Below are 20,409 nucleotides of genomic sequence, written 5' to 3'. Positions count from 1 at the left end.
TCGGCCCCCGGCCGGCCGCCTAGGTCTTCCCGTTGGCCGTGACCGGGCGCCGCTTCCCCGGCCCCGCCGGGGGGCGCCCGCCCGCCGGGCGGGGCGCCCTTCGGCGCTTCATCGGCCTCGCGACTCCGCGGCGCGGTAGGCGGCGATGAGGTCGTCCACGCGGCCGGGCCACGGGGCCCCGTGGCCGGGGATCACCCAGTCCACGTCGAGGCCGCTGAGCGCGTCGAGCGATGCGGACGAGGCGGCCTGGTCGTCCGTGAACGGCGCCGGCTGCGGGCCCGTGCGGCCCGTCAGGACATGCCGCGTCGTCAGCTCGTCGCCCACGAACACCGCGCGGATCGCCGGCACGTGGACCGCGATGCTGCCGGGCGAGTGCCCGGGCATGCCGATCACGCGGGGGGCGCCCGGCAGCGGGAGCACGTCGCCGTCGGCGACCCGCTCCACCGCCGTGAGGGGCGGGACGCGGAATCCGCCCTTCGTCGCCGCGTATGCGAGGAAGCCGAGCATCGGGCCGATCCGCTTCGCGTCCTTCGGGGTGGCGGGCGGCTTCGCGCCCATGGCCCGGTCCGCGTCCTCCGCACCGATGAACACGGGGATGCCGAGCTCCTTCCTGACGCGTTCGGCGAAGCCGACGTGGTCGGTGTCGCCGTGCGTGAGCACGATCCCGCGGAGGTCGGTGAGCGCCCTGCCCATCGCGGTGAGCTCACGCCGCAGATCCCGGTAGTGACCGGGCAGTCCTGCGTCGATGAGGGTGATGCCGTCGTCCGTGACGACCAGGTGCGCGGCGACGAGGTCGTTGCCGAACCGGTGGAGACCGGGGGAGAGTTCCATGATGGCTAAGATAATTAGCCATGAACCCGATCGCAAGGAGGGGCTGATGCCGGCACCGGCGAGGACCGGACGGGAGCAGATCGTCGAGGCCGCGTCGATGCTGCTCGACGAGGGCGGCGCCGACGCCGTGACCATGCAGGCGGTCGCCGACCGCGTCGGCGTGCGGTCCCCGTCCCTCTACAAGCACGTGCGTCACCGCTCGGACCTGCTCGCGGCGGTCGTGCACGCCGCCGTCGACGAGGTGACGGACGGGCTCGCGGCGGTCCGGGTCGACGGCGACGCCCGGGCCTCGATCGTCGCGCAGGTGGACGCCATGCGCCGGTTCGCCCGCGCCAGGCCTCACGCCTACGCGCTGGTGATGGGGGCCGCGCCCGGCCAGCCGCGACCGACGCCGGAGGCCATGCGCGCGAGTCTCCGCTTCCTCCTCGCCGCGACCGGCGAGCTCGCCGGCGAGGCGCATGCGCTCGACGCCGCCCGGCTCGTCGTCGCGTGGGCGAACGGGTTCATCACCATGGAGCTCGCGGACGCGCTGCAGATGGGCGGCGACATCGACGAGGCATGGCGGTGGGGTCTCGCGCGGATCGTCGCGGCGATCGGCGGCTGATCACAGCCAGCGGCGCAGCTGTGCCCGCTCCTGATGACGGCGCTCCGCCTGACGGCCGATGCGGTCCGCGAGTCGGGGGTAGCGGTCCATCACCGCCTGCTGGCGTGCCAGCTGGTCGAGGCGCTGGTAGTAGCGGGCCGGGCTCATGCCCAGCCGGTGGAGGATCGCGTCGTTCTTGAGGCCGGTGCGGCGAGGGTGGGTGTCCTCGAACTCGAGCAGCCGGATGTCCGCGTGGGTCAGCATGCCGAAAGTGTGTTCGACCCCTCCGACATCGGTTCGGGACGCACTCGTCCTCCCTTCCCGGGCTGACAGGGGATGTCGCGACCCCGACCGGGCGCGGCGCCCGTCCCCGCCGGTTCGGCCGGTGCGCCGGATCCGCGCAGCGGGCGCCCGGCGCATCCCTACCCTGGAGGGATGAGCGTGACGGAGGGCGTGCGACCGGCGGTCCACGCCGGAGCCCTGACCGACGACGAGGTCGCGGCGATCCGCTCCGAGTTCCCGATCCTCGCCGAGCCGGGGCTCGTCTACCTCGACTCCGGCGCCACGAGCCAGAAGCCGCGTGCGGTCCTCGACGCCGAGCTGCGGTACCTGGAGCACGCGAACGCGGCTGTGCACCGGGGTGCGCACCTGCTCGGGTCGGAGGCGACCGACCGGTTCGAGGACGCGCGGGCGACCGTCGCCGCGTTCATCGGCGCGGCCGAGGACGAGATCGTCTGGACCTCGAGCGCGACCGCGGCGCTGAACACCGTCGCCTATGCGATCGGCAACGCCTCGGCCGGGCGTGGCGGCAGCGAGGCCGACCGCTTCCGGCTCCGGCAGGGCGACGAGATCGTCGTCACCGAGCTCGAGCACCACGCGAACCTCATCCCCTGGCAGGAGCTCGCGGCCCGCACCGGTGCGACGCTCAGGTGGATCCCCGTCGACGACGCGGGCGCGCTGCGGATGGACGAGGCGGCCAGGATCATCGGCCCCGCGACCCGGGTGCTGGCGTTCAGCCACGTGTCCAACGTGCTCGGAGCGGTGAACCCGGTCGAGGAGCTCGTGGCCCTCGCGCGGGCGGTCGGGGCCGTCACCGTGCTGGACGCCTGCCAGTCCGTTCCGCACCTGCCGGTCGACGTGGCGGCGCTGGGCGTGGACCTCGCGGCGTTCTCCGGCCACAAGATGCTCGGTCCGACGGGGATCGGCGTCCTGTACGGACGCCGCGCGGTGCTGGACGCCCTGCCGCCCTTCCTCACGGGCGGTTCCATGATCACCACGGTGACCATGGAGCACGCGGAGTACCTGCCCGCCCCGCAGCGGTTCGAAGCCGGCACGCAGCCCGTCTCCCAGGCCATCGGCCTCGGCGAGGCGGTGCGCTACCTGGAGAGGGTCGGCATGCCTCGGGTCGCCGCCCACGAGGCGGAGCTCGGCGCCCGGCTGGCCGCCGGACTCGCGGCGACCGACGGGGTGCGGCTCCTCGGACCGGCGCCGGGCGCGCCGCGCATCGGGCTCGCGGCCTTCGTCGTCGAGGGCGTGCACGCGCACGACGTCGGCCAGTTCCTCGACGACCGCGGCATCGAGGTCCGGGTCGGGCACCACTGCGCCCAGCCCCTCCACCGCCGGCTGGGGATCACCGCCTCCACCCGGGCCAGCGCGGCCGTGCACACGACGCGCGACGAGGTCGACGCGCTGCTCGAGGGCGTCCGCAACGCCGTCGCGTTCTTCGGGGTGCGGTCGTGAGCGGCGCGCTCGGCGGCCTGTACCAGGAGGTCATCCTCGACCTCGCCAGGCACCCGCACGGGAAGGGGCTGGAGGACGGGGCCGCCGCCTCCTCCCATCAGGTCAACCCGACGTGCGGGGACGAGATCACCCTGCAGCTCCACCTCGACGGTGAGCGCATCGACCGCATCCGGTGGGAGGGCGACGGCTGCGCGATCTCGCAGTCGTCGGCCTCGATCCTCGCGGACCTGGCGCCCGGGCTCACGCCCGAGGAGCTCGAGCTCCGGATCGACGCGTTCCGGACCGCGATGCGGTCCAAGGGGCGGATCGAGCCGGACGAGGACCTGCTCGGCGACGCGGTCGTGCTGGGCGGGGTCTCCCGCTACACCGCGCGCGTGAAGTGCGCGATGCTCGCATGGGTGGCCGCGGAGGACGCCCTCCGCCGCCGCTGACGTGCATTTCGAAGGGGTTTCTGCCTGGCGAAGCCGCGCAGAAACCCCTTCAAAATGAACAGAACACGGAGTGCATTTCGAAGGGGATTCTGCGCGGTCCGGCGTGCAGGATCCCCTTCAAAACGAACCGAGGGCGAGGCCGAGCGCGCCTGCGGCGACGGACAGGATCAGGACGCCGAGGCCGTAGGCCAGGGAGGCCGCGTACCGGCGCTGCCCGATGAGCCGGACCGTCTCCACGCTCGCGGTGCTGAACGTGGTGTACCCGCCGAGCAGCCCCGTGCCGAGGACGAGCAGCGCGGCCGCGGGCAGCCCGTGCGCAGCGAGCCCGGTGAGGAGGCCGAGCAGGAACGAGCCCGAGACGTTGATGATCGCGGTGCCCCAGGGCAGGCGCGCGCCGATGCGGTCGCGGAGCAGACCGTCCACGACGAAGCGGACGATGGCGCCGGCCCCGCCGGCGACGGCGAGCGGGAGCAGGAGCAGCGGGCTCACCGGCGCGCCCCGATCGCGATGCCGGCCCAGGACGCGACCGCACCGAGGAGCACCGAGCCGACCGCGTACGCGATGCCGATCCCGGCGTGGCCGCCCTGCAGCAGCAGCGCGGTCCCGATCGCGAGCGTGCTGTACGTGGTGAAGCCGCCGCAGAAGCCCGTGCCCGCGCCCAGCCGGACGAGGCGCCTGCCGCCCGCGTCGGGGCCGCCGCGCACGAGCCGCTCGAGCAGCAGCCCGAGCACGAACGCGCCGACCACGTTCACGACGACGATCGCGATCGGCAGGCCGCCGACGGCCGGGATCGCCACCGACACGCCCTCCCGGGCCGCGGTCCCGACGGCGCCGCCGAGACCGACGACGACGACCATGGCGGGCCGGAGGTGGACGGGGCGCGGTCGGGATTCGGTCATGCGGGCTCCGGATGTCGTCGAGGGACGGCAGGGGCCATCAGCATCTCCGCGGTTCCGGCGTCCATCCGCCGAGGCGAGCTCCATCGCCTCGATCAGGCTATCGGGCGGCTGGCAGGATCGTCGGATGCCACGGTTCGACGTCGTCGAGGCCACCATCGCCCGGGTCCGCACTGCGCTCGAGACCGGCCGGACGACCAGCGTCGAGCTCGTCACCGCGTCCCTGGCGCGCATCGAGGCGTACGACCGGGGCGGCATCCGGCTGAACGCCGTGGTGGTGCCGAACCCCGACGCGCTCGCCGAGGCCCGTGCGAGCGACGAACGGCGTTCGGCGGGCGCGACGCTCGGTCCGCTCGACGGCGTGCCGTACACCGCGAAGGACAGCTACGCGGTCCGCGGGCTGACGGTGGCCGCGGGGTCGCCGGCCTTCGCGGGGCTCGTCGCGCAGCGCGACGCGTTCACGATCGATCGGCTGCGGGCCGGCGGCGCGATCTGCCTGGGGCTGACGAACATGCCGCCGATGGCGAACGGCGGCATGCAGCGGGGCCTCTACGGGCGCGCGGAGAGCCCGTACCGCGCCGAGTGGCTCACCGCGGCGTTCGCCTCCGGCTCGTCGAACGGCTCCGGCACCGCGACCGCGGCGAGCTTCGCGGTGTTCGGCCTGGGGGAGGAGACGTGGTCGTCGGGCCGCGCGCCCGCATCGAACAACGGGCTCGTCGCGTACACGCCCTCGCGCGGGGTGATCTCCGTCCGGGGCAACTGGCCGCTCGTGCCGACCATGGACGTCGTCGTGCCGCACACCCGCTCGGTCGCGGATCTCCTCGAGGTGCTCGACGTGATCGTCGTGCCGGACGAGGAGCCGGTCGGTGACTTCTGGCGCATGCAGCCGTGGGTGGCGATCCCGCCGGTCGCGGCGCTGCGGCCACCCTCCTACCGGGAGCTCGCGGGCGCCGTCGGCCTCGGCGGCCTCCGGCTCGGCGTGCCGCGCCGGTACGTCGGGGCGGATCCGGGCATCCCCACCCGCCCATCGGTGCTCGAGCGCTGGCGGATCACCCGCGAGCGGCTGGAGGCGCACGGTGCGACGGTCGTCCCGATCGAGCTGTCCGCCGTGACCCGGTACGAGCAGGGCGTCCGCGGCGGTCAGGCAGGGCTCGTCGACCACGGGTTCGTGCCCGCGGACTACCTGGAGCGCGAGCTCTGGGACCTCTCGATCTGGAGCTGGGACCTGTTCCTCGCCGCGAACGGCGACCCCGCGCTGCACCGGCTGGCCGACGTGGACGGCCCGCGGATCTTCCCGCGGCCGGAGGGCGCCCTGCCGGACCGGTACGGCGACGCGGACCTCGACCTCGCCGAGTACGTGGAGCGCGCGAAGCAGGGGGTGCCGGACCTGCTCGGGATCCCGTCGATCCCGGAGGGGGTCCGCGGGCTGGAGCGGGCCCGCGCGGCCTGGCTCGATCCGGAGCTCGACGCGCTGGACCTCGACGCGGTCGTCTTCCCGGCGGTCGCCGACGTGGGGCCAGCGGACGCCGACGTGGACCCGGCCTCGGCCGACCTCGCGTGGCGCGACGGCACCTGGGTCGCCAACGGCAACCTCGTGATCCGGCACCTCGGCATCCCGACGGTCACGGTGCCGATGGGGCTGATGGCGGACATCGGCATGCCCATCGGGCTGACCATCGCGGGCCGGGCGTGGGACGACGCGCGGCTGCTGGCGATCGCGGCCGCGATGGAGTCGGCGGGCGTCAGCGAGCGCCACGCTCCGCCGCGCACCCCGCCGCTCTGATCGTCAGCCCGCCCTGAGGACCCGCGGCTGGAGGTGGATCGGGTCGGTGCGGTCGTCGTCGAGCGCGAGGTCGACCGCGAACCGGGCGAGGCCGCCCACCGCGCGCACGAGCCCGACGAACGCGGGCAGGGCCGGAGCCGGCTGGTCGGGAGCGACCAGCACCGACTGCTCGAAGGCCGCGAGGGCCTGTCGCAGCTCGCTCTCCGGGGTCCTCCGCGTCGCCTTCATGTCGACACGACGGTACGGATGCCCCGGGAACGGGGGGTGAACCCGGGTCGGCGTGTTCGCGAACCGGGCTCCCGGAACACGGAGCAGGGGACCCGGCGTACCGGATCCCCCGCTCGTGCACGGTGCTGCGGTCAGTCCCGCGGGACCTCGCCGCGCCAGGCGCCCGTCTCCGAACCGCTGCGCTCGATGAACTCCTTGAAGTGCTCGAGGTCCTTCTTCACGCTGCGGTCGTCGAACCCGAGCACCTGCCCGGCCTTCTCGACGGCGCCCTCCGGCGCCCAGTCGATCTGGACCGTGACCCGCGACGACGTGTCGGAGAGCTTGTGGAAGGTCACGACGCCCGCGTTCGTGGTGCCGTCCGTGCTCTTCCACGCGACGCGCTCGTCCGGGTGCTGCTCGGTGATCACCGCATCGAACTCGCGCTCGACCCCACCGACCTTGACCTTCCAGTGGTGGTGCGTGTCGTCGACCTGCCGGATCGACTCGACGAAGCTCAGGAACTCGGGGAAGGACTCGAACTGCGTCCACTGGTTGTACGCGGTGTCGACCGGGACGTCGACGTCGATGGTCTCGATGACCTGCGCCATGTGGTGCTCCTCTCGTGGCAACCCCACGACCGTACGGACGCCGCCTGGACGTCGTGAAGGAGCGCGCTGTACGTCCGATCCAAGTCCACTGTGGGCGTTCCGGCGGAGTGGGGTCAGCGGTGCCGCATCTCCCGGCCGGCCTGGATGGCGTCGGCCGCACGGACGAGCGCGAGGTGCGACAGCGCCTGCGGGGTGTTCCCCGCCTGCCTGCCCCCCTGCACGTCGTACTCCTCCGACAGCAGCCCGACGTCGTTCGCGAAGCCGCACAGCCGGTCCATGAGGGCGACGGCGTCGTCGTGCCTGCCGCTCACGGCGTACTGCTCGACGAGCCAGAAGCTGCACGCGAGGAACGGGTACTCGCCGGGCGTGAGCCCGTCGTCCGCGTGCTGCGTCCGGTACCGCATCACCAGGCCGTCCGGCATCAGGTCCTGCTCGATCGCCGCGACCGTGCCGAGCATCCGCGGATCGGTCGCCTTCACGTACCCGACCTGGGCCAGGATCAGCAGGGAGGCGTCCACCTCCTTCGACCCGTAGGTCTGCACGTAGGTGTTCCGCTCCTTGTCGAACCCGTGCTCCTCGATCTCCTGCTCGATGCGGCTCCGCAGCTCCTGCCAGCGCGCGACCGGGCCGTCCAGCCCGAAGCGCTCGTGCGCCTTGATCGCGCGGTCGAACGCGGCCCAGACCATCACGCGGGAGTGCGTGAAGTACTGCTCGGCGCCGCGCATCTCCCAGATCCCGCTGTCCTTGCGCTGCCAGTTCTGCTCGGTGAACTGCATCAGCGCCCGCTGCACCGGCCAGGCGTGCCGCACCTCGGGCACGCCCCGCTCGCGCGCCTCCTGCAGCGCCACCATCACCTCGCCGATCACGTCGGCCTGGAACTGGGTCACCGCGCCGTTGCCGATGCGGACGGGGGAGGAGCCCTCGTATCCGGGCAGGCTCGTCAGCTCCCGCTCCGCCAGGTCCCGCTCGCCTGCGAGCCCGTACATGATCTGCACGTCCGCCGGGTCGCCCGCGACGGCGCGGACCAGCCAGCGTCCCCAGGCCTGCGCCTCCTCCTGGTAGCCGTGGTTGATGAGCACGGAGAGGGTCAGGGAGGCGTCGCGCAGCCAGGTGTACCGGTAGTCCCAGTTGCGCTCGCCGCCGAACCGCTCGGGGAGGCTCGTGGTCGCGGCCGCCGCGATGCCGCCCGTGTCCTCGTGGGTGAGCGCGCGCAGCACGATGAGGGACCTGAGGACGAGCTCGTGATAGCGGCCCTGATGGGAGATGCCGCTCGTCCACCCGTCCCACCAGGCCTTCGACGAGTGCATGAGCCCGTCCACGTCGATCGGCTCCGGGGGCTCGCGGTACGACGGGTACCAGGTGAGCACGACGTCGACGGTCTCGCCCTCGGTCACCGTGAACGTGCCCGTGTGCGACTCGCCGTGCGCGTGGAGGCGCGGCCCCCGCACCACGACCGCGTCCGGCCCCGCCGTCGCGACGATGCCGTGCCCCGGCTCGCCCTGGAGCTGGTGGACCCACGGCACGGCCCTCGCGTAGTCGAACCGGATCCGCAGGTCCTGCCGCATCTCGACGCGCCCTCGCACGCCCGTCACCCGCCGGATGATGTCCGCGCTCCGGTTCCCGTGCGGCATGAAGTCGGTGACCTCGACCTCGCCGTCCGCGGTGCTCCAGCGGGTGACGAGCATGAACGTGTTCTCGATGTAGGAGCGCGTGGCGGCGGCGTCCTGCGCCTCCGGCGCGAGCAGCCAGCGGCCGTGCGTCTCGTCGCCCAGCAGCGCGCCGAACATGCTCGGCGAGTCGTACCGCGGGAAGCAGAGCCAGTCGATGCTGCCGTCCCTGCCGACGAGCGCCGCCGAGTGGCAGTCGCTGATCATCGCGTAGTCCTCGATCGGTAGGGGCATGACACCGATCCTGGCCGCCTCCGCCTGCACTTTTCCTTCTCCCGGCATCCGGGTGCCGCCGTCGGCATACTGGGCGGCGGTCGGCCCATCGGCCGGGGGAGGATGTCATGACGGCGAACGGTGATCGGGGTGCGGCGCGGCCGCTGATCGGGGTGACCGGGTCCCTGGAGCGCGCGGTGCAGGGGCAGTGGGACGTGCGGTACGGCCTGGTGCCCGAGACGTACCTGCTCGCGGTCGCCGAGGGCGGCGGCATGCCCGTCGTGCTGCCGCCGCAGGCCTTCGGGGCCGCGGACGTCGACCGGGTGCTCGACGCGATCGACGGCCTCGTCGTGTCCGGCGGCGCCGACGTCGAGCCGGCCCGCTACGGCGAGGCCGCCGACCCGCGGACCGATGCGCCGCAGCGCGACCGCGACGACTGGGAGCTCGCGCTGCTCCTCGGCGCCGTGGCGCGGCGGATGCCCGTGCTCGCGATCTGCCGCGGCGTGCAGGTGCTGAACGTCGCGCTCGGCGGGTCGCTCGTGCAGCACCTGCCGGACGTCTCGGATGAGCACCACGGCGGCGTGCCGGGCGGGTTCAGCCCGACGGACGTCCGCATCGTCGGCGGCACACTCGTGCGCGACGTGCTCGGCCCGGTCGGGGACCGTCTCACCGTCCCGTGCCACCACCACCAGGCGATCGACCGGCTCGCCGACGGGCTCGAGGTCGCTGCGCGCTCGGCCGGCGGCGTGATCGAGGCGGTGGAGCTGCCCTCGTGCCCGTTCGTCGTGGGCGTGCAGTGGCACCCCGAGCAGGACGAGGCCGACCGCCGGCTCTTCGCCGCGCTCGCCCGCGCGGCCTCCTGACGCCCTCGGGCGGCCAAGGAGCGCCGTCCAAGCCCTATGCGGCACGATGGGCGGCCGCAACGACGCGCTCATCGACGGGGGAGCGACGCGCCTCCCGGGGAAAGGAGCCACCGTGCAGCTCGCCGGCATCTGGGCGGACATCGTCGGCCCGTTCTGGACGCGCCTCGCCGCGTTCGTCCTCATCGGAGCGGTCATCGCGGTGATCGCCGCCGGGATCCTCGGCGCCGTCTTCCGCGTCGTCGGACGGCGGAGGGGGTGGCCGGACCGGGCGGTCGAGCGCCTCCGATGGCCGTTCCGGTGGCTGCTGCTCGCGATCGCCGTCTGGATCGCGGCGACGAGCGCGTTCGTCGGCAGCGGCCCGGCCGTCATCGGCTACAAGACGCCGGTCGACCGGACCCTGAACATCCTGGTCATCGCGCTCGCCGCCTGGTTCGTCGCGACCGTGGTCTCGCTCGTCGTCGATCTCACCCTCGCGCGCTACCGCACGGACGTGGCGGACAACCGGGTCGCCCGCCGGATCCGCACCCAGGTGCTCGTCATCCGGCGGGTCGCGGTCGCGGTCATCGTCATCATCGCGCTCGCGTCGAGCCTGCTGGTCTTCCCGGCGGCGCGGGCCGCTGGGGCGTCGCTGCTCGCCTCCGCCGGCGTGGTCTCGATCATCGCCGGCCTCGCCGCGCAGTCCACGCTCGGCAACGTGATCGCCGGCATGCAGCTCGCCTTCTCGGGCGCGATCCGGGTCGACGACGTCGTGATCGCCAACGGGGAGTGGGGCCGCATCGAGGAGATCACGCTCACCTACGTCGTGCTCCACGTGTGGGACGACCGGCGCCTCGTGCTGCCCTCCACGTACTTCACGACCACGCCGTTCGAGAACTGGACCCGCACCTCCAGCCAGCTCATGCAGGCGGTCGAGTTCGACCTCGACTGGCGGGTCGAGCCCGTCGCGATGCGCGAGGAGATGCACCGGATCCTCGCCCGCACGAAGCTCTGGGACGGCCGGGTCGCCGTGCTGCAGGTGACCGACGCGATCGGCGGCATGGTGCACGTGCGGATCCTCGTCACCGCGGTCGACGCCCCGACCCTCTTCGACCTGCGCTGCTTCGTGCGGGAGGAGATGATCGCCTGGCTGCACGAGCACCAGCCCGCGGCGCTCCCGCGGACCCGGGTGCTGATGACGGAGCCGGAGGCCCCGCCCGCCCGGCGCACCGGGCACGACGGGGAGCAGCGCGACGACCGCGAGCTCTTCGGCGGCTCGGCGGAGGCGGACGCCCGCGGCAAGGATTTCACCGGCCCGGTGGCGACCCACACCCCCTCCCGCCCCTGAGGCGGACGGGAGACGTCGTCCTCCGACGCTCAGCGCGACGGGAGCCGGCTGGTCACCGGATCACTTCTTGGACTTCTTCTTCGCGTTCTTCAGCTTCGGGCCGGGGGCCACGCGCTGCGCGTCCGGGTCGAGCGACTCCTTGCGCACCGTGCCGATCGCGACGACCAGCGTGAGGGCCCAGGCGATCCAGGTGAGGTAGGTGCGCCAGTCCGTGGGGTTCCTCCTGCCCTGGCGCAGCGCCGAGATGCCCGAGAAGACGGAGGAGATGATCGCGCCGTTGAGGAGGTACTTGCGCAGGGTGCCCATGGACCCGGGAGCTTATTGGGCCCGACATCGGCGTCCACTGTGTTTCCGCTGATGCCGCCCGGAAAGGGCGCATCGCTCCTGACCGATCGTGCAGTACGCTGACCGATCGTGCAGGACAGGACCCGGGATCTCGGCGGCTCGGCCCCGCTGCTGCAGTCGGCGCTGAAGCAGTTCGCCGCGGTCGGGTTCGACGGCGCCTCCCTGCAGCGCATCGCCGCCGATGCGGGCCTGTCCAAGTCGAGCGTGCTCTACCACTTCGCCAGCAAGGAGGCGCTGCTCGACGCCGCCCTCCGGCCGGCCGTCGAGGACCTCGCGGTCCTCGTCGAGGAGATGGTGGCGCTCGCCGACGACGCGAGCCGGCGCGCGTTCCTCGTCCGCTTCGTCGACTACCTGTACGAGCACCGGCTCGCGATCGCGGTCATCTTCAACCACGGGCAGGCGCTCCACGGCCACGCCGTGGTGGACGAGGCGGACGCGCTCGTGCGCGACCTGGCCGAGCGGCTGAAGCCCGACGGCTCCGCCGACCGGAGCATGCTGCGCTTCGGCGTGGCGCTCTCCGGGGCCGCGTTCATGCTCGTCGCCGCCGACCGGTGGTCGTTGAACCACGTGCCCGACGAGGAGGTGCGCGCCGAGCTCATCGACGTCCTCGGCGAGTTCGTCCTCGGCCCCTCCGCCGCTCAGCCCGCCTGACCCCATCCCACCGCGCGACACCGCCGTCGCACCGAACCTGACCATCGATCGAGGACGGCACCATGACCGCGTTCCTGTACCGGCTCGGCCGGATGAGCCATGCGCACCCCTGGCGGGTGCTCGCCGCCTGGCTGCTCATCGTGCTCGCCGTGGCCGGCGCCGGGTTCGGCTTCGGCGGCAAGCTGAGCGACGGGTTCACGATCCCGGGCACGGAGTCGCAGAACGCGCTCGACCGGCTCGACGCCGTCTTCCCGCAGGCGGCCGGGGCGAGCGCGCAGGCGGTGATGGTCGCACCGGCGGGCAGCAGGGTCGACTCCGGCGCCGCGCGCACGGCCGTGGACGACACGATCTCGGCGATCAAGCGGATCGACGGCATCGAGACCGTCAGCAGCCCCTTCAGCCAGTACTCGGTCGACGCCGTCTCGAAGGACCACCGCGCCGCGATCGTGTCGGTGCAGTTCTCCACGCCCCAGTCCGGCGTGAAGAGCGCGACGCTCGACGCGCTGCAGCGGACCGCGTCCATCGGTGAGCACGCCGGCATGAAGGTCGCGTTCACCGGGCAGGTGTTCCAGCAGACCGCCTTCGGCCCGTCGATCACGGAGGTGTTCGGCCTCGTCTTCGCGGCCGTGGTGCTCATCCTCACGTTCGGTTCGCTGCTCGCAGCCGGCATGCCGCTGATCAGCGCGATCGTCGGTGTGCTGCTCTCCGTGGCGGCCCTGATGTTCTCCGCGAACTTCACGGACGTGGCGAGCGCGAGCCTCACGCTCGCGCTCATGCTCGGCCTCGCGGTCGGCATCGACTACGGGCTGTTCGTCATCTCGAAGTACCGCGACCAGCTCGCGCTCGACGTGCCGATCGAGGAGGCGCTGCCCAAGGCGGTCGCCACCGCGGGCACCGCGGTCGTGTTCGCCGGGACCACGGTCATCATCGCGCTGCTCGGGCTGCTCATCGTCCGCATCCCGTTCCTCAGCGTGATGGGCGTCGGCGCCGCGTTCGCCGTCTTCCTCGCCGTCTGCGGCTCCACCACCCTCCTGCCCGCGGTGCTCGCGCTCGCCGGGCGCCGGCTCGTCCCCAAGCCGGGCGCGCGCCTCCGGGAGCGGGCCCGCGCGGCCGCCGAGGGACGCACGCACACCCTCGGTTCCCGGTGGGGCGCGCTGATCGAGAAGGTGCCCGCGCTGTTCCTCGTCGTCGTGATCGCGGGCCTCGCGGTCCTCGCGATCCCCGCCGCGTCGATGCGCCTGGCCCTGCCGACGAACGGCACGGAGGCGCCCGGCACCGGCCCGCGGGTGGCCTACGACCTCACGACGCAGTACTTCGGCGAGGGCCGCAACGGCCCGCTGCTGCTGCTCGTCGACATCACCCAGAACAACGCCTTCATGACGGACCTGGGGAGGATCCGCGACCGGATCGCCGCGCTGCCCGACGTGCAGGCCGTGAGCAAGGCCACCCCCAACGAGACGCTCGACACCGCGATCATGCAGGTGATCCCGAAGTCGGGGCCGACCTCCGACCGGACCATCGCGCTCGTCAAGCAGATCCGTGGCATGTCCGGCGGCTTCGACCGGCAGTACAAGCTGCCCGTCTCCGTGACCGGCTCCACCGCGGTGCAGATCGACATCTCGGACCGGCTCGGCAACGCGCTGATCCCGTTCGTGCTCGTCGTCGTCGGCCTGTCGGTGATCCTGCTGATGGCCGTGTTCCGGTCCCTCGTCGTCCCGCTCAAGGCCGCGGTCGGGTTCCTGCTGTCGCTCTCCGCGAGCGTCGGCGCGACCGTCGCCGTGTTCCAGTGGGGCTGGGGCGCGAACCTGCTCGGCATCGAGCCGGGGCCGCTGCTCAGCTTCCTGCCCATCCTCGGCGTCGCGATCATGTTCGGTCTGTCGATGGACTACGAGGTGTTCATCGTCTCCGGGATGCGGGAGACCTGGGCCCACACGGGCGACTACCGCCTCGCCGTCCGCCGCGGCTTCACTGGCGGCGTCCGGGTCGTGACGGCCGCCGCGCTCATCATGATCTTCGTCTTCGCGTCCTTCATCCCGGAGGGCAGCGGCACCATCAAGCCGATCGCCTTCACGCTCGCCGTCGGGATCCTGCTCGACGCGTTCCTCATCCGGATGACGCTCGTCCCCGCCGTGATGTTCCTGTTCCGCCGCGGCGCCTGGTACCTGCCCCGATGGCTCGACCGCGTCCTGCCCACGGTCGACATCGAGGGCGAGGGCATCGTGCGGCACACCGCCGACGTCGCCTGGGCCGAGGGGGAGCGCCGCTGGGCCCTGTCCTCGACCGACCTCGTGCCGCCGGCCCCGTTCGAGACCGAGCCGCTCACCGTGCACGCCGAGCGCGGCACCACGAGCTCGATCAGCGTGCCTGCGCTCGCGCGCCGCGGCGTGGTCGCCACGCTCACCGGTCACCTCGAGCCCGCCTCCGGCCGCGTCCAGGTGGCGGGAGCGGTCGCCCCGACGGGCGCCCGCGAGCTGCGGCAGCTCGCCGCTCCGGTCATCGACGACGGCGCCGCGCTCGACGCGACACCCACCACCCTGATCGCCGAGCGCCTCCGCTTCGCACCGCGGCGCCGCCGCACGGGCACCGTCGGCTCGTGGCTGCAGGTGCTGCCGGACCGGATCGTGCGCGACCGGCCGATCGGGTTGCTGCCGCCGGAGGAGCGCCTCGCGGTCCTCGCGCTCGCCGCCGCCGCGGGGGGCGCCGTGGCGATCGTCGTGGACGCCGGCGATCTCGGGAGGGAAGCGCTCGGCCGTCTCACCGCCCTGCTCGAACCCGTCGCCCACCCCTCCGCGGCCTCGTCGCAGCCCACGGACCGCACCGTCCTGGTCGTCACCTCACCCATCGACCGCGCCGACACCCGACTCGGCGCCGCACCCACCCGCAGAGAGGTCTCCGCATGATCGGCCGCATCCTCAGGGCCCCGCTGACCCGGCTCCTCATCGTCGCCATCGTCCCCGCGGTCGTCCTCGGCGTCTTCGTCGCGGCGCTCGCCGCGGCGGACGCCGGCACCGCGACCATCCCGGCCGCGCTCGTGAACAACGACAAGCTCGTGCAGACGAAGGGCGCGGACGGGAAGACGACCACCATCGCCGCCGGCCGGCTCGTCGTCACCGGGCTCACCAAGCCGACGAGCGGCGGCTCCGGCGCCTCCATCGACTGGACGCTGACGAACACGAAGGACGCGAAGCAGATGCTCGCGGACGGGAAGGTCTACGCGATCGTGACGATCCCGCAGACGTTCTCCAAGTCGATCGCCACCGTGTCGGGGACCGACCCGAAGCAGGCCGAGATCAGCGTCAGGACCGACGACGCGCACGGCACCCTCGTCAGCCAGATCGGCGGCGTCGTCGGCGACACGATCGCCTCCACCGTCGGCGGCTCGATCACCACGAGCGTCGTGTCCGGCCTCTACAGCGGCTACGCGACCGTTCGAAGCAACCTGCTGCAGGCCGCCGACGGCGCCAGCAGTCTCGGCACCGGCGCGAGCTCCCTCTCGTCCGGCCTGAGCAAGGCCGCGAACGGCGGCGACCAGCTGACGTCGGGCGCGTCGTCGCTCGGAAGCGGCGCACGGCAGCTCGCGAACGGCGCGAGCTCGCTCGGCTCCGGCCTCCGCACGGCCGCGTCCGGTGCCGCCAGCGCCTCCTCGGGCGCGACGAAGCTGGCGAGCGGCGTCCGCACCTACACGTCCGGGGTGCGCTCGTACGCGGGCGGGGTCGACCAGCTGCTCGCGCAGCTCGACGCCGGTTCGAAGCAGTCCGCCGCTGCGCAGACGAAGCTGGCCGACGGCACGTCGACCATCGCCTCCTCCCTCCGGGCCCTGACGCAGGACCCCACGCTCTCGCCGCAGACGAAGGGCGCGATCACGCAGATCGCCGCCCAGCTCGACACGATCTCGAGCGGGCAGTCGCAGCTCGCCGCGGCGTCGGCGCCGATCACCTCGAACCCCAAGGTCGCGCAGCTGCGGCAGGGCGGGGACGCCCTCGCCTCCGGCGGCCCTGCGCTCGCCTCCGGGGCGTCGTCACTCGCCTCCGGCCTCGCGAAGCTGCCGGGCGGCCTCAGCTCCTCCGCGTCGGGCGCCGACTCGCTCGCGACCGGGGTGGCCCAGCTCGGCACGGGCGCCGACCAGCTCGCGAGCGGGGCGTCGCAGCTCACCTCCGGCGTGCGGCAGAGCGCGACGGGCGCCGACAAGCTCGCGTCCGGCGCCGACAAGATCGGGTCAGGGCTGAAGAGCGGCGCCGCGCAGGTGCCGAACCTCACGAAGACGCAGCAGCAGCACGCGGGCAAGGTGGTCGCGGCGCCCGTGACCGCGTCCGCGAGCCGGGAGAACAAGCTGTCCGGCCCCGGCGAGATCGTGTCGACCCTGATCGTGCCGGTCGGCCTGTGGATCGGCGCGGCCGCGCTCGTCCTGCTGTTCGGGGCCGTCTCCCGGCGGCTCCTCGCCACCGGTGTCGGCACGGGCCGGCTGGTCGGCGGGGCGCTGCTGCGCGGGGTCGTCGTCGCCGTGGCCCAGGCGCTGCTCATCGTGATCGTCGTCGCCGCGACGCTCGGCGTCAGCTGGGCCGCGCTGCCGCTGCTGTTCCTCGTCGCCGTCGTCGCCGGGGTCGCGTTCCTCGCCATCCACCAGCTGCTGCAGGCGCTCTTCGGCAGCGCGGGAACGGTGCTGTCGATCGTGCTGCTCGGCGTGCAGCTCGTGGCCGTCGGCGGGATCTACCCGATCCAGCTCGTGTCGGTGCCGTTCCAGGCGCTCAGCCCGTTCCTCCCGCTCACGGCGGCCGTGAACGCGACCACCGCCGTGCTCACCGGGGCGTCCGGCGGCACGATCGCGACCGGGATGCTCTCGCTCGTGCTCTGGGCGCTGCTCGCCTTCGTGCTGACGGTGGCGGTGGTGGCGAGACGCCGTACCTCCACCGCGCTGTTCAGCGCGACGCCCGCGCTCGTCTGAGCCGTCGCGCGGATGCGGGTGTTCACGAAGCGCAGGCCGGACGCGCCGGAGGGGTTCTTCGAGGCCGAGGCGGCGGGCCTCCGGTGGCTCGCCGACGCGCACGGCGCCAGGATCGTGGCGGTGCTCGCGGTCGAGCCGGGTCGCATCGACCTCGAGGCGCTCGAGCCGGCCCGGCCCCGCCCCGAGCACGCGCGCGAGCTCGGGCGCGCGCTCGCGGCCACCCACGACGCGGGGGCGGCCGCGTTCGGCGTCCCGCCGGAGGGGTGGGCGGGCCCGACCTACATCGGGCAGCAGCCGCTCACGACCCGCGCGGGCGGCTGGACCGGGTGGGGCGCCTTCTTCGCGGCCGAGCGCGTGCTGCCGTATGCCCGGCGCGCGGCCGAGCGGGGCGCGGTCGGAGGCGCGGACGTGCGCGTGGTCGAGGCGGCCTGCGAGCGGCTCGCGAGCGGCGAGCTCGACGACGGCGAGCCGGCCGCGCGGATCCACGGCGACCTCTGGAACGGGAACGTGCAGTGGACCGCCGGCGGCTGCGTCCTCATCGACCCCGCCGCCTCCGGTGGGCACCGGGAGACCGACCTGGCGATGCTCGACCTCTTCGGCTGCCCGTTCCTCGACGAGGTGCTCGCCGGGTACGAGGAGGCGCATCCCCTCCTGCCCGGCCGGCAGGAGCGGGTCGGCATGCACCAGCTGCACCCCCTCGCGGTGCACGCCGCGAGCCACGGCCCGGCGTACGCGGCGCCGCTCGTGGCCGCCGCCAGGAGCACGCTCGACCTCCCGGCAGGAGGCGGCCGGTAACGTGGACGCGGACCGGACAGAGGGGGCGGACATCGAGGCTGACACCTCCGACGAGCGGTACGACTTCGTCGTCGTCGCGAACAGGCTCCCCGTCGACCGGGTGACCGCGCACGACGGGACGCCGTCGTGGCAGCCGTCGCCCGGCGGTCTCGTGACGGCGCTCGAGCCCGTGATGCGCGCCAACGCCGGCGCCTGGATCGGCTGGACGGGCGTCGCCGACGACGACCAGGAGCCGTTCGACACGGACGGGATGCACCTCGTCCCCGTGCCGTTGTCGGCGACCGCGGTCGAGCTCTACTACGAGGGCTTCTCGAACGACACGATCTGGCCGCTCTACCACGACGTCATCGCGCAGCCGACCTACAGCCGCCGGTTCTGGGAGATGTACGTCGAGGTGAACCGGCAGTTCGCCGAAGCCGCGGCGGCGGTCGCGTCGGAGAGCGGCACCGTCTGGGTGCAGGACTACCAGCTGCAGCTCGTGCCGAGGATGCTGCGGGAGCTGCGGCCCGATCTCGTGATCGGCTTCTTCAACCACATCCCGTTCCCGGCGTACGGCCTGTTCTCGCAGCTGCCGTGGCGGCGGGAGATCGTCGAGGGGCTGCTCGGCGCGGACCTGATCGGCTTCCAGCGCCGGGCGGACGCGGGCAACTTCCTCCGGGCCGTCCGGCGGCTCTTCCACGTGCAGACCGCGCACGGCCACGTCGAGCTGCCCGCCGCGGGCGAAGGACGCTGGCCCAACTCGATGTCCGACGCTCCGCGCACGGTCGTCGCGCGGCACTTCCCGATCTCGATCGACGCGAAGGCGTACGTCGAGCTCGTGGAGCGGCCGGAGGTGCGGGCGCGCGCGGCGCGGATCCGCCACGACCTCGGCGACCCGACGACGATCATGCTCGGCGTCGACCGGCTCGACTACACCAAGGGCATCCGGCACCGCTTCGCGGCGTACGCCGAGCTGCTCGCCGAGGGCAAGCTCGACGTCGACGACACCGTGCTCGTGCAGATCGCGAGCCCCAGCCGCGAGCGCGTCGAGACCTACAAGTCGCTGCGCGACGAGATCGAGCTCACGGTCGGTCGCGTCAACGGCGAGTTCGGCACGATCGCGCACTCGGCGATCAACTACCTCCATCACGGGTACCCGCGGGAGGAGATGGTGGCGCTGTTCCTCGCCGCCGACGTGATGCTCGTAACCGCCCTCCGGGACGGCATGAACCTCGTCGCGAAGGAGTACGTCGCCACCCGGGCCGACGAGGACGGCGTGCTCGTGCTCAGCGAGTTCGCCGGCGCGGCCGACGAGCTGAAGCAGGCGCTGCTCGTGAACCCCCACGACATCGAAGGACTGAAGCGCGCGATGCTGAGCGCCGTGCACATGCCGCGGGCCGAGCGCCGCACGCGGATGCACGCGCTGCGCCAGCGCGTGCTCGTGCACGACGTCGAGCGCTGGTCGAGGGACTTCCTCGGCGCGCTCGCGGAGGTGCGCCCGACCGCGTCCGCGAAGGCGGCCGCTGCGAGCGAATGATGCCGATCGACGACCGCGTGGGCGCATCGGGCAGCGGGGTGCGCCGCGACCTCCGCGACGCACTCGGCGCGCTCGCCGCGACCCCCCGCCTCCTGGTCGCGCTCGACTTCGACGGCACGCTGGCGCCGGTCGTCGACGACCCGGCGAAGGCGCGCGCGACCCCGGAGGCGCGGGCCGCGGTCGAGCGGCTGATCGCGGCGCCCGACACCCGGGTGGCGCTCGTCTCCGGTCGATCGCTGCGGGACCTCGAGCAGGTCGCGCCGTTCGGGGACCGCGTGCTGCTCGTCGGTTCCCACGGGATCGAGCTGCGGCTCGACGAGCCGGACGACGTGCTCGCACTGGACGCGGAGGAGCGTGCGCAGCTCGGCGTGCTCGGCGAGGTGCTCGACCAGATCGCGGGCACGCTCGACTCGGTGTGGATCGAGCCCAAGCCGGCCGGGTTCGCGCTGCACACCCGCCTCGCGAGCGAGCGGCACAGCCGGATCGCGCACCTCGTCGCGATCAACGAGCTGAAGGCGGAGGCGCCGGAGGCGACCGTGCGGCTCGGGAAGAACGTGATCGAGTTCTCCGTCCGCTCGACGACGAAGGGCGAGGCGGTCGAGCACCTCCGCCGGTACACGCGGGCGACCGCCGTGTTCTACGCGGGCGACGACGTCACCGACGAGGACGCGTTCGTCGCGCTGAACGCGGAGGACCTGGGCGTGAAGAGCGGGGACGGCCCGACGGCCGCGGACCACCGGGTCGGCGGCCCGGCGGACGTCGCCGCCGTCTTGAACCTGCTCGCGACCCTCCGCGAGACCCACACGAAGGACGGCGCCGGCACGAACTGACCCGCCCGGGGCGCCGCGCCCGGATCTCCTGAACACCGCACGGCGCACCTTCGTTGTTCAGGAGAATCTCGCGCGTCGGGACCGGATCTCCTGAACGACGAACACCGGACGGCGCGAAGCCGCGCCTTCATCGTTCAGGAGGAACTCGCGCGTCGCGGAGGCGCGTCAGCGGCGCAGACGGCGG

General features: G+C 73.3%; 20 protein-coding genes and 1 riboswitch. Of the genes, 12 read left to right on the top strand and 8 right to left on the bottom strand.

Annotation, left to right across the window (positions count from 1 at the left end; translation table 11 throughout):
- Positions 1–108 precede the first annotated feature (108 nt).
- A complete protein-coding gene (locus tag ACTHLI_RS05390) occupies positions 109–831 on the bottom strand; it encodes an MBL fold metallo-hydrolase (protein WP_440182040.1) in 723 nt (240 codons plus the stop codon).
- Positions 832–877: 46 nt separating this feature from the next.
- On the opposite strand from ACTHLI_RS05390, the gene ACTHLI_RS05385 reads away from it, so the two are divergent.
- Complete coding sequence (locus ACTHLI_RS05385) at positions 878–1,435, top strand: TetR/AcrR family transcriptional regulator (protein WP_440182039.1); 558 nt, start codon at positions 878–880, stop codon at positions 1,433–1,435.
- Here the strand turns inward: ACTHLI_RS05385 and ACTHLI_RS05380 are convergent, their stop codons facing one another.
- Positions 1,436–1,678 carry a DUF3263 domain-containing protein gene (locus ACTHLI_RS05380; protein WP_440182037.1) on the bottom strand — a complete coding sequence of 81 codons (243 nt, stop codon included), beginning with the start codon at positions 1,676–1,678 and terminating at the stop codon, positions 1,436–1,438.
- 171 nt (positions 1,679–1,849) lie between these two features.
- Here ACTHLI_RS05380 and ACTHLI_RS05375 point away from each other — a divergent pair, with 171 nt between their 5' ends.
- A complete protein-coding gene (locus tag ACTHLI_RS05375) occupies positions 1,850–3,154 on the top strand; it encodes an aminotransferase class V-fold PLP-dependent enzyme (RefSeq protein WP_440182036.1) in 1,305 nt (434 codons plus the stop codon).
- Positions 3,151–3,585, top strand: coding sequence for a Fe-S cluster assembly sulfur transfer protein SufU (gene sufU, locus ACTHLI_RS05370; RefSeq protein ID WP_440182034.1), 435 nt, complete (start codon positions 3,151–3,153; stop codon positions 3,583–3,585). Before ACTHLI_RS05375 ends, sufU begins: the two co-directional genes overlap by 4 nt.
- A gap of 117 nt (positions 3,586–3,702) precedes the next feature.
- Here the strand turns inward: sufU and ACTHLI_RS05365 are convergent, their stop codons facing one another.
- Together ACTHLI_RS05365 and ACTHLI_RS05360 are read right to left on the bottom strand one after the other, a co-directional pair.
- The gene (locus ACTHLI_RS05365) at positions 3,703–4,074 is read right to left on the bottom strand and encodes a fluoride efflux transporter FluC (protein WP_440182032.1); all 372 of its coding nucleotides are present in this window, start codon (positions 4,072–4,074) and stop codon (positions 3,703–3,705) included.
- Positions 4,071–4,484 carry a fluoride efflux transporter FluC gene (locus tag ACTHLI_RS05360; protein ID WP_440182030.1) on the bottom strand — a complete coding sequence of 138 codons (414 nt, stop codon included), beginning with the start codon at positions 4,482–4,484 and terminating at the stop codon, positions 4,071–4,073. Before ACTHLI_RS05360 ends, ACTHLI_RS05365 begins: the two co-directional genes overlap by 4 nt.
- Positions 4,485–4,505: 21 nt before the next feature.
- Positions 4,506–4,581, bottom strand: a riboswitch (Fluoride riboswitch).
- 27 nt (positions 4,582–4,608) lie between these two features.
- On the opposite strand from ACTHLI_RS05360, the gene ACTHLI_RS05355 reads away from it, so the two are divergent.
- Positions 4,609–6,264: an amidase gene (locus ACTHLI_RS05355; protein WP_440182029.1), complete on the top strand. Its 1,656-nt coding sequence runs from the start codon at positions 4,609–4,611 to the stop codon at positions 6,262–6,264.
- A gap of 3 nt (positions 6,265–6,267) precedes the next feature.
- On the opposite strand, the gene ACTHLI_RS05350 is transcribed toward ACTHLI_RS05355, so the two are convergent.
- The 3 genes from ACTHLI_RS05350 to ACTHLI_RS05340 all read right to left on the bottom strand — a co-directional run bounded on the left by ACTHLI_RS05350 (position 6,268) and on the right by ACTHLI_RS05340 (position 8,980).
- Entirely contained in the window at positions 6,268–6,492 is a 225-nt protein-coding gene (locus tag ACTHLI_RS05350) for a hypothetical protein (RefSeq protein WP_440182027.1), read from the bottom strand.
- 131 nt (positions 6,493–6,623) lie between these two features.
- Positions 6,624–7,079 (bottom strand): SRPBCC family protein, encoded by a 456-nt coding sequence (locus ACTHLI_RS05345; protein ID WP_440182026.1) that lies wholly within the window; start codon positions 7,077–7,079, stop codon positions 6,624–6,626.
- Positions 7,080–7,192: 113 nt separating this feature from the next.
- Positions 7,193–8,980 carry a glycoside hydrolase family 15 protein gene (locus ACTHLI_RS05340; protein WP_440182025.1) on the bottom strand — a complete coding sequence of 596 codons (1,788 nt, stop codon included), beginning with the start codon at positions 8,978–8,980 and terminating at the stop codon, positions 7,193–7,195.
- 107 nt (positions 8,981–9,087) lie between these two features.
- On the opposite strand from ACTHLI_RS05340, the gene ACTHLI_RS05335 reads away from it, so the two are divergent.
- Positions 9,088–9,822 carry a gamma-glutamyl-gamma-aminobutyrate hydrolase family protein gene (locus ACTHLI_RS05335; RefSeq protein WP_440182024.1) on the top strand — a complete coding sequence of 245 codons (735 nt, stop codon included), beginning with the start codon at positions 9,088–9,090 and terminating at the stop codon, positions 9,820–9,822.
- Positions 9,823–9,868: 46 nt separating this feature from the next.
- Positions 9,869–11,146, top strand: a complete 1,278-nt coding sequence (locus ACTHLI_RS05330; RefSeq protein ID WP_440182023.1) for a mechanosensitive ion channel family protein — start codon at positions 9,869–9,871, stop codon at positions 11,144–11,146.
- A 60-nt stretch (positions 11,147–11,206) separates the two neighbouring features.
- On the opposite strand, the gene ACTHLI_RS05325 is transcribed toward ACTHLI_RS05330, so the two are convergent.
- Complete coding sequence (locus ACTHLI_RS05325) at positions 11,207–11,452, bottom strand: hypothetical protein (protein WP_440182021.1); 246 nt, start codon at positions 11,450–11,452, stop codon at positions 11,207–11,209.
- Between the two features lie 108 nt (positions 11,453–11,560).
- Between ACTHLI_RS05325 and ACTHLI_RS05320 the strand changes: the two genes are divergently transcribed.
- From ACTHLI_RS05320 to otsB, 6 genes are all read left to right on the top strand, one after another.
- Complete coding sequence (locus ACTHLI_RS05320; RefSeq protein WP_440182020.1) at positions 11,561–12,142, top strand: TetR/AcrR family transcriptional regulator; 582 nt, start codon at positions 11,561–11,563, stop codon at positions 12,140–12,142.
- Between the two features lie 62 nt (positions 12,143–12,204).
- Positions 12,205–15,042, top strand: a complete 2,838-nt coding sequence (locus ACTHLI_RS05315) for an MMPL family transporter (RefSeq protein WP_440182018.1) — start codon at positions 12,205–12,207, stop codon at positions 15,040–15,042.
- Complete coding sequence (locus ACTHLI_RS05310) at positions 15,039–17,084, top strand: YhgE/Pip family protein (protein WP_440182017.1); 2,046 nt, start codon at positions 15,039–15,041, stop codon at positions 17,082–17,084. Before ACTHLI_RS05315 ends, ACTHLI_RS05310 begins: the two co-directional genes overlap by 4 nt.
- Positions 17,085–17,096: 12 nt before the next feature.
- Complete coding sequence (locus ACTHLI_RS05305) at positions 17,097–17,879, top strand: fructosamine kinase family protein (RefSeq protein ID WP_440182016.1); 783 nt, start codon at positions 17,097–17,099, stop codon at positions 17,877–17,879.
- A 1-nt stretch (position 17,880) separates the two neighbouring features.
- Positions 17,881–19,395, top strand: a complete 1,515-nt coding sequence (locus tag ACTHLI_RS05300; protein WP_440182014.1) for an alpha,alpha-trehalose-phosphate synthase (UDP-forming) — start codon at positions 17,881–17,883, stop codon at positions 19,393–19,395.
- Positions 19,395–20,225: a trehalose-phosphatase gene (gene otsB / locus ACTHLI_RS05295; protein WP_440182013.1), complete on the top strand. Its 831-nt coding sequence runs from the start codon at positions 19,395–19,397 to the stop codon at positions 20,223–20,225. The genes ACTHLI_RS05300 and otsB overlap by 1 nt, the downstream gene beginning before the upstream one ends.
- Positions 20,226–20,409 lie beyond the last annotated feature (184 nt).

Origin of the sequence: Amnibacterium sp. (assembly GCF_051956055.1) — a bacterium.
In the GTDB taxonomy this organism is placed as follows: domain Bacteria; phylum Actinomycetota; class Actinomycetes; order Actinomycetales; family Microbacteriaceae; genus Amnibacterium.
This window is presented reverse-complemented; position numbering and strand designations above follow the sequence as displayed.